Source organism: Nonomuraea sp. GTA35 (genome assembly GCF_041950525.1).
GTDB lineage: Bacteria > Actinomycetota > Actinomycetes > Streptosporangiales > Streptosporangiaceae > Nonomuraea.
Genome location: NZ_JBGNUV010000023.1, coordinates 99,424 through 112,621 on the forward strand (window position 1 = coordinate 99,424; position 13,198 = coordinate 112,621).

Genomic DNA, 13,198 nt, shown 5'->3' on the forward strand with positions numbered 1-13,198 from the left:
TCGGTCATGGCCTCCATCCTGGCGCCCCCGTCTTGGAGCTCACCTGCACGTGACAAGTCTCACGATGCGGGCGGCAAGGGCGCTCTGGCTTGCATGTTCATCCTCTAGAGTGCATTATTTTCACAAGCAAGGTCATGAGCTATGATGCATAAACATGCATTCGGGAGGGGTGGCATGAGAGCAGCGGTCGCGGGAGCCAGCGGCTACGCCGGAGGGGAGCTGCTCCGCCTCCTGCTCGGCCATCCCGAGTTCGAGATCGGCGCACTCACCGCCGCCTCCAGCGCCGGCAGCCGCCTCGGCGCCCACCAGCCCCACCTGCCGCAGCTCGCCGACCGGGTCATCGAGGACACCACGGCCGGCACCCTCGCCGGCCACGACGTGGTCTTCCTGGCGCTGCCGCACGGCCACTCGGCCGCCGTCGCCGCGCAACTGGGCGAGGAGACGGTCGTGGTCGACTGCGGGGCCGACCACCGGCTCACCGACCCGGCCGCCTGGCAGGAGTTCTACGGCGGCGAGCACGCCGGCACCTGGCCCTACGGCCTGCCCGAGCTGCCCGGCCAGCGCGAGCTCCTCAAGGGCGCCAGGCGCATCGCCGTGCCCGGCTGCTACCCGACCTCCGTGCTGCTCGCCCTGGCGCCCGCGTTCGCCGCCGGCCTGGCCGGGCCCGACGTGGTCGTGGTGGCCGCCAGCGGCACCAGCGGCGCCGGCAAGTCCCTCAAGCCGAACCTGCTCGGCAGCGAGGTCATGGGCTCGGTCAGCGCGTACGGCGTGGGCGGCGTCCACCGGCACACCCCCGAGATGGAGCAGGGCCTGTCGGCCGTCGCGGGCACGCCCGTACGGGTGTCGTTCACCCCGACGCTGGCCCCCATGAGCCGCGGCATCCTGGCCACGTGCTCCGCCCCCGCCGCGCCCGGCGTCACCGGTGAGTCGCTGCGGGCCGCCTACGAGGTGGCGCTGAAGGACGAGCCGTTCGTGCGGCTCCTGCCCGAGGGCCTGTGGCCGGCCACCTCCATGACGTACGGCGCCAACACCGCGGCGCTGCAGGTGACGCTCGACCCGCGCGCGAACCGCGTGGTCGCCGTCATCGCCATCGACAACCTCACCAAGGGCACCGCCGGGGGCGCCCTGCAGAGCGTGAACCTCGCCCTCGGCCTGCCGGAAGAGCTCGGCCTCCCCACGACAGGAGTTGCTCCATGAGTGTCACTGCCCCCCTGGGGTTCAGAGCCGCGGGTGTCGCCGCCGGAATCAAGTCCGGCGGCGCCCGCGACCTGGCCCTCGTCGTCAACGACGGGCCCAGCCGCGCCGCCGCGGGCGTCTTCACCGCCAACCGCGTGAAGGCCGCGCCCGTGCTGTGGTCGCAGCAGGTCCTCGCGGGCGGGCGGCTGCGAGCGGTGGTGCTCAACTCCGGCGGAGCCAACGCCTGCACCGGGCCGGAAGGCTTCCAGGACACCCACGCCACCGCCGAGAAGGTCGCCGAGGCGCTGGAGGACTCCGCGGGCGAGATCGCGGTCTGCTCCACCGGCCTGATCGGCGAGCGGCTGCCGATGGACGAGCTGCTGTCCGGCGTCGAGACCGCCGCGGGCCAGCTCTCCCGCGACGGCGGCCTGGCCGCCGCCGACGCCATCCGCACCACCGACACCGTCTCCAAGATCTCCTTCAAGCGCGGCACCGGCTACATGGTCGGCGGCATGGCCAAGGGCGCCGGCATGCTCGCCCCCGCCCTGGCCACCATGCTCTGCGTGATCACCACCGACGCCGACCTGACCAGCGAGGAGCTCGACGCCGCGCTGCGCAAGGCCACGTCGGTGACGTTCGACCGGCTCGACACCGACGGCTGCATGTCCACCAACGACACCGTGCTGCTGCTGGCCAGCGGCGCCGCCGGCGTCAAGCCCGACCTGGCCGAGTTCGAGCAGCGGGTCATCGAGGTCTGCGCCGACCTGGCCCGGCAGCTCCTGGTGGACGCCGAGGGCGCCTCCAAGGCCATCGCCATCGAGGTGGTCGGCGCCGCCTCCGAGGACGACGCCGTCAAGGTCGGCCGCTCCGTGGCCCGCTCCAACCTGCTCAAGTGCGCCATCCACGGCGAGGACCCCAACTGGGGCCGCGTCCTGGCCGCCGTCGGCACCACCGACGCGGTGTTCGAGCCCGACCGGCTCAACGTGGCCATCAACGGCATCTGGATCTGCCGCGGCGGCGCGGTCGGCGACGACCGCTCCAAGGTGGACATGCGCCCCCGCGACGTGACGATCACCATCGACCTGTCGGCGGGCCCGCACACCGCGACCGTGCACACCACCGACCTGACGGCCGACTACGTCCACGAGAACTCGGCGTACTCCTCATGAGGCTGACCACCGCGCAGACCAAGGCCGAGGCGCTGATCGAGGCGCTGCCCTGGCTGACCCGCTTCCACGGCGCGACCGTCGTCATCAAGTACGGCGGCAACGCCATGACGGAGGAGGCCCTCAAGGAGGGCTTCGCCGAGGACGTCGTCTTCCTGCACCAGGCCGGCCTGCGCCCGGTCGTCGTGCACGGCGGAGGCCCGCAGATCAGCAGCGCGCTGGCCAAGGCGGGCATCCCGTCCACGTTCACCGCCGGCCTCCGGGTCACCACGCCCGAGGCCATGCAGGTCGTCAGGATGGTGCTCACCGGCCAGGTCAACCGCGACATCGTGGGCCTGGTCAACCGGCACGGCCCGTTCGCGGTCGGCATGTCGGGCGAGGACGCCCACCTGTTCACGGCCGTGCGCAAGCACGCCATCGTGGACGGGCAGCCGGTCGACATCGGCCAGGTCGGCGAGATCATCAAGGTCGATCCCGGCGCCGTGAACGCCCTGCTCGACAACGGCCGCATCCCGGTCATCTCCAGCGTGGCCAGGGGCGACGACGGAGAGATCTACAACGTCAACGCCGACACCGCCGCCGCCGCGCTGGCCGTGGCGCTCCAGGCCCACAAGCTGATCGTGCTGACCGACGTCGAGGGCCTGTACGCGAGCTGGCCCGACGACACCGACGTGATCGACCTGCTCACCGCCGACGAGCTCGAAGCGATGATGCCCACACTGTCCAGCGGCATGGTGCCGAAGATGGAGGCGTGCCTGACGGCCGTGCAGGGCGGGGTGCCGCAGGCCCACGTCCTCGACGGCCGCGTGCCGCACTCCCTGCTGCTGGAGATCTTCACCAATGAAGGAATCGGAACGATGGTGATGCCCTCATGAGCCTGTTCGAAAGGTTCGAAAGCGCCTTCATGCCCAACTACGGCGTCCCCCCGGTCGCCCTGGCGCGAGGCGAGGGCTCCCGCGTGTGGGACGTGGACGGCAAGCAGTACCTCGACTTCATCGCCGGCATCGCGACCAGCTCGCTCGGCCACGCCCACCCGGCCCTGGTCGAGGCCGTCTCCAAGCAGGTCGCCACGATCGCGCACACCAGCAACCTGTTCCTGCACGAGCCCGAGGTGCTGCTGGCCGAGCGGCTGCGCGCCCTGCTCGACGCCCCCGTCCGGGTCTTCCTCGCCAACTCCGGCACCGAGGCCAACGAGGCGGCCTACAAGCTCGCGCTCAAGTACGGCAGGCGCGAGGGCCGCTCCTACTTCGTGGCCGCAGAGAACGGTTTCCACGGCCGCACGATCGGCGCCCTGTCCCTGACGGGCAAGAAGGCGATCCGCGACCAGTTCGGACCGTTCCCCGTGCCCGTCCGGTTCGTCCCCTACGGCGACGCCGACGCGCTCAAGGAGGCCGTGACCGGCGACTGCATCGCCGTCTTCCTCGAGCCCACCCAGGGCGAGGCCGGCGTCGTGCCGCCGCCCGACGGCTACTTCGAGGCGGCCCGCGAGATCTGCGACTCGACCGGCGCGCTGCTGGTGGCCGACGAGATCCAGTCGGCCATCGGCCGCAGCGGCCACTGGTTCGCCCACCAGGCCGACGGCGTCGTCCCCGACGTCCTCACCCTGGCCAAGGGCCTGGGCGGCGGGCTGCCGATCGGCGCCTGCGTCGGGTTCGGCGACGTGGGCAAGCTGTTCGAGAAGGGCGACCACGGCTCGACGTTCGGCGGCAACCCGGTCTCGTGCGCCGCGGCGCTGGCCGTGCTCGACACCCTCGACCTCGACCACGTCAGGTCGGTGGCGGCGCGGCTGCGTACCGGGCTGGAGGCCGTCCGGGAGCCGCTGCTCAAGGGCGTGCGCGGCCGCGGCCTGTGGCTGGCCGCCGTGCTGGCCGAGCCCCGCTCGGCCGAGGTGCAAAAGGCCGCCGCGAACGCCGGCTTCCTGGTCAACGCCCTGCAGCCCGACGCCGTACGCATCGCGCCCCCGCTGATCGTGACGGCCGACGAGGTGGACGCGTTCGTTGCCGCGTTCCCCGCGATCCTGGCGGAGGCTTCCCAGTGACCAGGCATTTCCTGCGTGATGACGATCTGACCCCCGCCGAGCAGGCGGAGGTGCTCGACCTCGCCGCCGCCATGAAGAAGGACCGGTTCGGCTACCGCCCCTTCGAGGGCCCGCAGACCGTCGCCGTCCTGTTCGACAAGCCGTCGGCCAGGACCCGCATCTCCTTCCACACCGGCATCGGCGAGCTCGGCGGCCTGCCGCTGATCGTCGACAACGTCTCGGTCCTCATGGGCCGCGGCGAGCCGACCGCCGACATCGCCCGGGTGCTCGACCGGCAGGTGGCCGCCATCGTCTGGCGCACCACCGGCCAGGAGCTGATCGACGAGATGGCCGCGCACTCGCGGGTGCCGGTCGTCAACGCGCTCACCGACGAGTTCCACCCCTGCCAGATCCTGGCCGACCTGCAGACCGTCCAGGAGCAGCTGGGCCGCACCGCCGGGCTCACGCTCACCTACGTCGGCGACGGCGCCAACAACATGGCGCACTCCTACCTGCTCGGCGGGGCCACGGCCGGCATGCACGTGCGCATCGCAGCCCCGCCCGGCTACCAGCCCGACGCGGTCATCCTCGACCAGGCCGCCGCCATCGCCGCCCGGACAGGCGGCTCGGTGGTGGCGCTGTCCGACCCGGCGGCCGCCGCCCAGGGGGCGCACGTGATCGCCACCGACACGTGGGTTTCGATGGGCCAGGACGGCAAGGAGGAACGGGTGGCCGCTCTCATGCCGTACCAGGTGAACTCCGAACTGCTGCAGCACGCCGCGCCCGACGCCGTCGTGCTGCACTGCCTGCCCGCCTACCGAGGCTACGAGATCACCCCCGAGGTGCTCGACGGGCCGCAGAGCGTGGTGTGGGACCAGGCGGAGAACCGGCTGCACGCCCAGAAGGCCCTGCTGCACTGGCTAGTCTCCCGCACATGATGATCCCGATGACCAAGGCCGCGCGGCAGGCGAAGATCACCGACCTGCTGCAGCGGAAGGCCGTGCGCTCCCAGCCCGAGCTGGCCAAGCTGCTCGCCGAGAGCGGCGTGGAGGTCACCCAGGCCACGCTCTCGCGTGATCTCGACGAGCTCGGCGCGCTCAAGCTGCGGGCCGACGACGGCTCCCTCGTCTACGCGCTGCCCGGCGAGGGCGGCGGCCGCATCCCGCTCACCCGGCTGGGCAGCGGCGAGAGCCCCGCCGCCCGCCTGCACCGCATCGCGGAGGAGCTGCTCGTCGGCGCGGAGGCCTCGGCCAACCTGGTCATCGTGCGGACCCCGCCGGGCGCGGCGCAGTTCCTCGCCTCGGCCATCGACCACGCCGACTGGGAGTCCATCCTCGGCACGGTCGCGGGCGACGACACCATCCTCGTGATCAGCCGCGACCCGGCGGGCGGCCAGGCCCTCGCCGAGGCGCTGCTGAAGGCCGCCGACCGGCGAAGCTAGAAGACTTTGGAGATTGGAAAATGCCCGACAGAGTAGTGCTCGCCTATTCAGGCGGCCTCGACACCTCGGTCGCCATCCCGTACCTCGCCGAGAAGATGAACGCCGAGGTCGTCGCCGTCGCCGTGGACCTCGGCCAGGGCGGCGAGGAGATGGACGTCATCCAGAAGCGCGCCGTCGACTGCGGCGCCGTCGAGTCTGTCGTGGTGGACGCCAAGGAGGAGTTCGCCGCCGACTTCTGCGTGCCGGCCCTGCAGGCCAACGCGCTCTACATGGACCGCTACCCGCTGGTCTCCTCGCTGTCGCGCCCGCTGATCGTCAAGCACCTGGTGTCTGCGGCCAAGCGGTTCGGCGGCACGATCGTCTCCCACGGCTGCACCGGCAAGGGCAACGACCAGGTCCGCTTCGAGGCCGGCCTGGCCGCCCTGGCCCCCGACCTGCAGGTCATCGCCCCCGCCAGGGACTTCGCCTGGACACGTGACAAGGCCATCGAGTACGCCGAGGCCAAGGGCCTGCCCATCGAGACCTCGAAGAAGAACCCGTTCTCCATCGACCAGAACCTCTGGGGCCGCGCCGTCGAGACCGGCTTCCTGGAGGACATCTGGAACGGCCCCACCGAAGAGGTCTACTCCTACACCGCCGACCCGGCGCAGCAGCGCGAGCCCGACGAGGTCGTGATCACCTTCGAGCAGGGCGTCCCCGTCAAGCTCGACGGGCGCTCGCTCACGCCGTACCAGGTCGTCGAGGAGCTCAACCGGCGCGCAGGCGCGCAGGGCGTGGGCCGCATCGACATGGTCGAGGACCGCCTGGTGGGCATCAAGTCGCGCGAGGTGTACGAGGCGCCCGGCGCGATCGCCCTCATCGCCGCCCACATGGAGCTGGAGAATGTCACCGTCGAGCGCGACCTGGCCCGCTTCAAGCGCGGCGTCGACCAGCGCTGGAGCGAGCTCGTCTACGACGGCCTGTGGTTCTCGCCGCTCAAGAGCGCGCTCGACGCGCTCATCGCCGACGCGCAGAAGCACGTCAACGGCGACATCAGGATGACCCTGCACGGCGGCAGGGCGACCGTGACAGGGCGCCGCTCGCACGACTCCCTGTACGACTTCTCACTCGCCACCTACGACACGGGCGACACCTTCGACCAGTCCCTGGCCAAGGGCTTCGTCCAGCTGTTCTCCCTCCCCGCTAAGATCGCGGCGGCCCGGGACGCGAGGAAGGGCTGAGTTGCACTATGGTCTCGGGGGACGCGAAGGAGATGACGGTGAGTGATGGCAAGCCGATGCGGCTGTGGGGCGGACGCTTCGAGAGCGGCCCGTCCGACGCGCTGGCCCGGCTGTCGGTGAGTGTGCACTTCGACTGGCGGCTGGTGCCGTACGACCTGGCGGCGTCCAGGGCGCACGCCCGCGTGCTGCACAGAGCGGGGCTGCTGACCGCCGAGGAGCTCGAGCGCATGATCGGCGCGCTCGACGACCTGGAGCAGGCCTGCAAGGCGGGCGAGTTCCGGCCGACGGTCGCCGACGAGGACGTGCACACCGCGCTGGAGCGCGGCCTGCTGGAGCGGCTCGGCTCGCTCGGTGGCAAGCTCCGCGCCGGCCGCTCGCGCAACGACCAGATCGCCACCGACCTGCGCCTGTACCTCCGCGACCACGCCCGTTCGGTCGTCTCCCGGCTGGTCGAGCTGGAGACGGCGCTCATGGCCCAGGCCGAGCAGCACGCCGAGACGGCCGCGCCCGGAATGACGCACCTGCAGCACGCGCAGCCCGTCTCCTTCGGCCACCAGCTCCTGGCCCACGTGCACGCCTTCGCGCGCGACATCGACCGGATCACCGACTGGGACAAGCGCGCCGCGATCTCCCCGCTCGGCTCCGGCGCCCTCGCGGGCTCCTCGCTGCCGCTCGACCCGCAGGCCGTCGCGGAGGAACTGGGCTTCGCCGCCGCCGCGCCCAACTCGATGGACGCCGTCGCCGACCGCGACTTCGCCGCCGAGTTCCTGTTCGACGCGGCCATGATCGGCGTGCACCTGTCGCGGCTGGGCGAGGAGATCGTCCTGTGGGCCTCGCAGGAGTTCCGCTGGATCGAGATGGACGACGCCTACTCCACCGGCTCGTCGATCATGCCGCAGAAGAAGAACCCCGACGTGGCCGAGCTGGCCCGCGGCAAGTCAGGGCGGCTGATCGGCAACCTGATGTCGCTGCTCACCACGCTCAAGGGCCTGCCGCTGACCTACAACCGCGACCTGCAGGAGGACAAGGAGCCGGTGTTCGACGCGGTCGACACGCTGCTGCTCGTCCTGCCCGCGATGGCCGGCCTGGTCGCCACCATGCGGGTCAACACCGCGCGCATGGAGGCCTCCGCCCCCGACGGTTACGCCCTGGCCACCGACCTGGCCGAGCTGCTCGTCCGGCGCGGGGTGCCGTTCCGCGACGCGCACGAGGCCGTCGGCCACCTCGTCGTGTGGTGCCAGGTCAACGACAAGGACCTCGGCGAGCTGACCGACGACGAGCTGGCCAAGGTCTCCTCCCACCTGACGCCCGACGTCCGCGACGTGCTCAGCGTCCCCGGCGCCCTGGCCGCCAGAAAGGCCCACGGCGGTACCGCACCCGACCGCGTCCGCGACCAGCTCGTCGCGCTGCGCGAGGCGGTCGACGCGCAGGCGGCATGGGCCGCGGGGAGCTGAGCTTCGAGCGCGGCGGCGAGCTGAGCCCGGCGCCGCTGCCGCGCGGCTTCTTCGACCGGCCGTCCCACGAGGTGGCGCCCGACCTGCTCGGGCGCGTGCTCGTGCACGGGCCCGTCGCCGTACGCCTGACCGAGGTCGAGGCGTACGGCGGCCCCGGCGAGGACCCGGCGGCGCACACGTACCGGGGCAGGACACCCCGCAACGCGGTCATGTTCGGCCCGCCCGGGCACCTGTACGTGTACTTCACCTACGGCATGCACTTCTGCGCCAACCTCGTCTGCCTGCCCGACGGCTCGGGCTCGGCCGTGCTGCTGCGGGCGGGCGAGGTGGTGGCCGGTGAGGCGGAGGCCCGCGCCCGGCGTACGGCGGCCAAGCCGGTCGCCTTCCGGGACCTGGCGCGGGGGCCCGCCCGGCTGGCCGTCGCGCTCGGCCTGGAGCGCGAGCACAACGGCCTCGACGCCATCCTCGAAGGCTCGCCCGCCGGCAGACCGCACGCGTCGGCCACCATGCTCGAAGGCCGGCCCGCCGACCCCGGCCAGATCAGGTCAGGCCCGCGCACCGGCATCTCGACGGCCAAGGACACGCCGTGGCGGTTCTGGATCGACGGCGACGAGACCGTCTCGCCGTACCGCGCTCACGTGCCCCGCCGCCGCAGCGCCGCCGCCACCTCCGTGGGGGAGGTGCCCAGGTCGTGAGCGCTGAAGATGTGCAGGTTGTCGCCGGTGTCGATCTCCAGCATCTCGCTGCGCAGCCCCCAGCGCCTGCGCACGTCGACCTTGATGTCCCAGATCGACTCCCACGGCACGTGCCGCCTGCCCGCGAACCCGTGCACCACGGTGATCCCGCTCGGGTCGGCCGCCAGCCGTACGGGGACGAGCACGTCACGCAACCCCATCGCACCCACCAGCACGGCCGCGGGCACGGCCAGGATCACACCCCGGAAATCCCCCTCGAACCACCAGTAAACGGCGAGCCCGGCACACACCAGAGCCCCTAAGATCTTGAAAACGGCCAGCTCGCGACGGACCCTCCACATGGACACCCAGCGTATCCAAGTGGCGCGCATGCGCACCGATCGGGCAGGCTAAAGGCATCCGCATCCGAACAGGAAAGCCAGATCACCGTGACCGACATCCTTGACGACCTCGCGTGGCGAGGCCTGATCGCCCAGTCCACCGACCTCGACGCGCTGCGCGCGTCCATGGCCAAGGCACCGATCACGGTCTATTGCGGCTTCGACCCGACGGCGGCGTCCCTGCACGTCGGACACTTCGTGCCGCTGCTGACGCTGCGCCGCTTCCAGCTCGCCGGTCACAACGCGATCGGCCTGGTCGGCGGCGCCACCGGCCTGATCGGTGACCCGAGCGGCCGTAACACCGAGCGCTCGCTCAACTCCACCGAGGTCGTCGCCGAGTGGGTGGAGCGCCTGCGCGGCCAGGTCGGCAGGTTCCTCGACTTCGACGAGTCGCGCCCCAACCCGGCCCGCCTGGTCAGCAACCTCGACTGGACCGGCGAGCTGAGCGCGATCGAGTTCCTGCGCGACATCGGCAAGCACTTCCCGGTCAACCGCATGCTGGCCAGGGAGTCGGTCTCCGCCCGCCTGGCGGGCGAAGGGCTCAGCTACACCGAGTTCAGCTACCAGATCCTGCAGTCCAACGACTTCCTGGAGCTGTACCGCCGCTACAACTGCACCCTCCAGGTCGGCGGCAGCGACCAGTGGGGCAACATCACCGCCGGCGCCGACCTGATCCGCCGTGTCGAGGGCGCGCACGTCCACGTCGTCACCCTGCCGCTGATCACCAAGGCCGACGGCACCAAGTTCGGCAAGACGGCGGGCGGCGCGCTCTGGCTCGACCCCGCCATGACCTCGCCGTACGCCTTCTACCAGTACTTCCTCAACTCCGACGACCGCGACGTGATCCACTACCTCAAGGTGTTCACGTTCCGCTCCCGCGAGGAGATCGAGGAGCTGGAGAAGGCCGTCGCCGAGCGGCCCTTCGCCCGCGAGGCCCAGCGCACGCTGGCCGAGGACCTCACCGAGCTGCTGCACGGGCGGCAGGAGCTGGACGCCGTGCTGGCCGCCTCCAAGGCGCTGTTCGGCCAGGGCGCTCTGGAGGAACTGCCCGCCTCGACCCTCGAGGCCGCGCTGGCCGAGGTGCCCAAGGCCACCGTGCCCGCCCTCGGGGCCTCGTTCGTCGACCTGCTGGCCGACAGCGGGCTGGTCGAGTCGAAGTCGGCTGCCCGGCGGGCGGTCAAGGAGGGCGGGGCGTACCTCAACAACCGCAAGATCACCGACGAGGCGTACGTGCCGGTGGCCGACGACCTGCTGGCCGGGCGCTTCATGGTGCTGCGGCGCGGCAAGAAGTCGATCGGCGGCGTCGCGGTCGGCTGACCGTCCTTGGCCGAGCGGGTCCTTCGCACTGCGGAGGGCCCGCTTTCGCGGTGCCCGTGGGCGTCTGGACGATGAGGGGCGGTCAAACCGACTGGTTCATCAGCCGGCTCCCCGACGCGTGAACAACGCCACCGTCAGCCCGGGCAGATCACCGGAGTGCTTGGCCGCACTGAGCTCGAACCCGGCCCTCTCCACCTCCGCGACCCGAGCGATGGAGCCCGCCTCCAGCCCCGACTGCTTCGTCCCCCGCCACACGACCCAAACCCGCTCGCGCCCCTCCAAGGCCCCCGAGACATCGGACCCCTCCGGATAACCGAATCCATCGGGATCAGGCGCGCTCCCCGCCAGCAGCACGTCCACCGGCATGAGCGAGTCGGCGTAGTAGTCGAACCCCGCGCGCAACTGGCTCTGCCCGTAGACGATCGCGTCCTCGGGCTCGGCCTTGATCACCCGAAGCGCCCACGGAATGTTCTCGAACCGCCCGTTCTCCTCCCGCACCTCCGCGTGCTCGGAGAACGCCAGCCCGAACCCGACGACCACGACCAGCACCGCCGCCACCACCTGGAACCGGGGCAGCCCCGCCACCGCCAGCCCGGCCAGCAGCGCCAGCGCGGGAGCGGTCACGAACAGATACCGATCCACGTAAGCCGGTGTGACCAGCACCGACACCGCGAGCAGCAGCACCGGAGGCAGCACCAGCCAGCCCACCAGCACCGGCGCCCACACCTTGTCGCCCTGCCCCTGGCTCTTGCCTGCCGCCCGCCACAGCACCACCGCTCCGGCCAGCGCCATCGCGAACAGCACGACCCCGAGCGTGGCGGCCCCCGCCGCCATCTTCGGGAACTTCAGCCACACCTCCGGCCCTCGCTCCGGGATCCAGCTGATCGCGTGCCGTTCCCCGTACCCGATCAACCCCAGCACGCCGGCGGGCACACATCCGACGGCCAATGCGCTCAGCATCCGCACCGCCACCGCCCGCCGCAGCAGCAGGAGCTGGGCGGGCAGGACGAGCACCGCGAACAGGTGCGTGGAGCACACGAGCGCCACCGCCACCCCGTACAGCACCCACCGCCGCGCCGCCCCCGGCCGCTCGACGGCGCGGTGCAGCGCCCAGAACGAGAGCACGACCGCGGCCGCCGCGAACGCGTACGACCTGGCGAACGCCCCGTAGTAGGAAACCGAAGGCAGGACGGCGAAGACACCGGCGCCGATCACCCCCGCCCGTGTGCTGTGCAACCGCCGGCCCAGGTCGACCAGGAACCACGCCGCCACCCCGATCGCCACCGCCGACGGCAACCGCAACCACAGCTCCGACGTGCCGGCCTTCGCCCAGAAGTGCATGAACAGGTAGTAGGGCAGGAAATGGCCGTCGATGTGGCGGGCCAGCTCGAACATCCCGGACAGTGAACGCGAGGCGGCGCTGATCGTCGCGAGCTCGTCGCCGTTCAGCGTGGCGGAACCCGTCCCGGAGAACCCGGCCACCGCGCCCACCAGCGCCATCCACCAGGGAGACGAGGAGCGCAGGCGTTCGGCCGGGCGGCGAACTGGCGGAGCCAGTGTGGCGGCAGTGGTCACCGGGGCAGGATACGCGGCGGGCGCCGGATAGATGGCGAATGTGATCGTTCAGCCACTTGTGAGGTTACTGAGCAGGTCTGGGGGCGGAGCAGTGCGTCAGACCTCGGACCTCCGACCGGCTGATTGCGGACGTGCCCCGGCGCGGAACGGCGTTGCTTGTCCTGCCTTCGGCATCAGCGGGACACCGGGAGCGGCGTCCTTTGCGATCACGCATCCACGGCGGGCCGGCCGGATCCCTCGCGAGGCGATTTGACGTCTCGCGGATCGCGACCTAATCTTTCACTTCGCCCCGGGAGTGAGCCGGACGCCGGTCAGGCGGACGGGCCCCAGGGTAAGCCCCTTGAAACAAACGAGCCAACCCGGCAGAGCCGCTTCGGCGTGCTTGAGCATGGGCGGCTTCTGGGCGCGCTCGGATCCCCGGAAAATCGGTTGATTCGACACGAGCCGGATGCCACGGTAAGTTAGGGGGGTTGCCTCGGAGTCGGGGCACGCAATCTTGGAAGATCGAACCGCTTCCGGTCAAGTCGCAGGATTTGACACGGAAACGAGCGATCTGATAAGATTAAGACGAGCGAGATGTACGCGTCCGTTTCTTGAGAACTCAACAGTGTGTTAAAAGCCAGTGCATGATTTCATGCAACACCTCGTCAAGAATTGTTTCTTGATGGATTTTGCTCGGATGAATAATCCAGACATTGTTTGGAGAGTTTGATCCTGGCTCAGGACGAACGCTGGCGGCGTGCTTAACACATGCAAG

Annotated in this window: 12 protein-coding genes and 1 rRNA gene; 11 read left to right on the forward strand and 2 right to left on the reverse strand. The window is 70.9% G+C overall.

Features of this window, described 5'->3' with window-relative positions; genetic code table 11:
* The first annotated feature begins 174 nt into the window (after positions 1-174).
* The 9 genes from argC to ACBJ32_RS54885 are packed head-to-tail and all read left to right on the forward strand — an operon-like array spanning position 175 to position 9,169.
* The gene (gene argC / locus ACBJ32_RS54845; RefSeq protein WP_375133624.1) at positions 175-1,197 is read left to right on the forward strand and encodes an N-acetyl-gamma-glutamyl-phosphate reductase; all 1,023 of its coding nucleotides are present in this window, start codon (positions 175-177) and stop codon (positions 1,195-1,197) included.
* Entirely contained in the window at positions 1,194-2,345 is a 1,152-nt protein-coding gene (gene argJ / locus ACBJ32_RS54850) for a bifunctional glutamate N-acetyltransferase/amino-acid acetyltransferase ArgJ (RefSeq protein ID WP_357876000.1), read from the forward strand. The genes argC and argJ overlap by 4 nt, the downstream gene beginning before the upstream one ends.
* On the forward strand, positions 2,342-3,217 hold the full coding sequence (gene argB, locus ACBJ32_RS54855) for an acetylglutamate kinase (protein ID WP_375133625.1): 876 nt from the start codon (positions 2,342-2,344) through the stop codon (positions 3,215-3,217). Before argJ ends, argB begins: the two co-directional genes overlap by 4 nt.
* Positions 3,214-4,380, forward strand: coding sequence for an acetylornithine transaminase (locus ACBJ32_RS54860; protein ID WP_375133626.1), 1,167 nt, complete (start codon positions 3,214-3,216; stop codon positions 4,378-4,380). The genes argB and ACBJ32_RS54860 overlap by 4 nt, the downstream gene beginning before the upstream one ends.
* Positions 4,377-5,297 carry an ornithine carbamoyltransferase gene (argF, locus tag ACBJ32_RS54865; protein WP_375133627.1) on the forward strand — a complete coding sequence of 307 codons (921 nt, stop codon included), beginning with the start codon at positions 4,377-4,379 and terminating at the stop codon, positions 5,295-5,297. Before ACBJ32_RS54860 ends, argF begins: the two co-directional genes overlap by 4 nt.
* Complete coding sequence (locus ACBJ32_RS54870) at positions 5,294-5,800, forward strand: arginine repressor (RefSeq protein ID WP_357875992.1); 507 nt, start codon at positions 5,294-5,296, stop codon at positions 5,798-5,800. Before argF ends, ACBJ32_RS54870 begins: the two co-directional genes overlap by 4 nt.
* 20 nt (positions 5,801-5,820) lie before the next feature.
* Entirely contained in the window at positions 5,821-7,020 is a 1,200-nt protein-coding gene (locus ACBJ32_RS54875; RefSeq protein WP_357875990.1) for an argininosuccinate synthase, read from the forward strand.
* Between the two features lie 32 nt (positions 7,021-7,052).
* The gene (gene argH, locus ACBJ32_RS54880; RefSeq protein WP_357875988.1) at positions 7,053-8,474 is read left to right on the forward strand and encodes an argininosuccinate lyase; all 1,422 of its coding nucleotides are present in this window, start codon (positions 7,053-7,055) and stop codon (positions 8,472-8,474) included.
* A complete protein-coding gene (locus ACBJ32_RS54885; RefSeq protein WP_375133628.1) occupies positions 8,456-9,169 on the forward strand; it encodes a DNA-3-methyladenine glycosylase in 714 nt (237 codons plus the stop codon). The genes argH and ACBJ32_RS54885 overlap by 19 nt, the downstream gene beginning before the upstream one ends.
* Here the strand turns inward: ACBJ32_RS54885 and ACBJ32_RS54890 are convergent.
* Positions 9,109-9,510: a PH domain-containing protein gene (locus ACBJ32_RS54890; RefSeq protein ID WP_357875984.1), complete on the reverse strand. Its 402-nt coding sequence runs from the start codon at positions 9,508-9,510 to the stop codon at positions 9,109-9,111. The genes ACBJ32_RS54885 and ACBJ32_RS54890 overlap by 61 nt on opposite strands.
* Before the next feature lie 87 nt (positions 9,511-9,597).
* Between ACBJ32_RS54890 and tyrS the strand changes: the two genes are divergently transcribed.
* On the forward strand, positions 9,598-10,866 hold the full coding sequence (gene tyrS / locus ACBJ32_RS54895; protein WP_357875982.1) for a tyrosine--tRNA ligase: 1,269 nt from the start codon (positions 9,598-9,600) through the stop codon (positions 10,864-10,866).
* Between the two features lie 99 nt (positions 10,867-10,965).
* On the opposite strand, the gene ACBJ32_RS54900 is transcribed toward tyrS, so the two are convergent.
* A complete protein-coding gene (locus ACBJ32_RS54900) occupies positions 10,966-12,441 on the reverse strand; it encodes a glycosyltransferase family 39 protein (RefSeq protein ID WP_375133629.1) in 1,476 nt (491 codons plus the stop codon).
* 696 nt (positions 12,442-13,137) lie between these two features.
* On the opposite strand from ACBJ32_RS54900, the gene ACBJ32_RS54905 reads away from it, so the two are divergent.
* Positions 13,138-13,198, forward strand: a 16S ribosomal RNA gene (locus tag ACBJ32_RS54905); the annotation flags it as partial.

Excerpts from the sequence above, each read along its gene's own strand:
- argJ (WP_357876000.1), top strand. The coding sequence starts at position 1,194 with ATGAGTGTCACTGCCCCCCTGGGGTTCAGAGCCGCGGGTGTCGCCGCC.
- ACBJ32_RS54890 (WP_357875984.1), bottom strand. The coding sequence starts at position 9,510 with ATGTGGAGGGTCCGTCGCGAGCTGGCCGTTTTCAAGATCTTAGGGGCT.
- argC (WP_375133624.1), top strand. The coding sequence starts at position 175 with ATGAGAGCAGCGGTCGCGGGAGCCAGCGGCTACGCCGGAGGGGAGCTG.
- ACBJ32_RS54860 (WP_375133626.1), top strand. The coding sequence starts at position 3,214 with ATGAGCCTGTTCGAAAGGTTCGAAAGCGCCTTCATGCCCAACTACGGC.
- ACBJ32_RS54870 (WP_357875992.1), top strand. The coding sequence starts at position 5,294 with ATGATGATCCCGATGACCAAGGCCGCGCGGCAGGCGAAGATCACCGAC.
- argB (WP_375133625.1), top strand. The coding sequence starts at position 2,342 with ATGAGGCTGACCACCGCGCAGACCAAGGCCGAGGCGCTGATCGAGGCG.
- ACBJ32_RS54885 (WP_375133628.1), top strand. The coding sequence starts at position 8,456 with ATGGGCCGCGGGGAGCTGAGCTTCGAGCGCGGCGGCGAGCTGAGCCCG.
- ACBJ32_RS54875 (WP_357875990.1), top strand. The coding sequence starts at position 5,821 with ATGCCCGACAGAGTAGTGCTCGCCTATTCAGGCGGCCTCGACACCTCG.
- argH (WP_357875988.1), top strand. The coding sequence starts at position 7,053 with ATGACGGTGAGTGATGGCAAGCCGATGCGGCTGTGGGGCGGACGCTTC.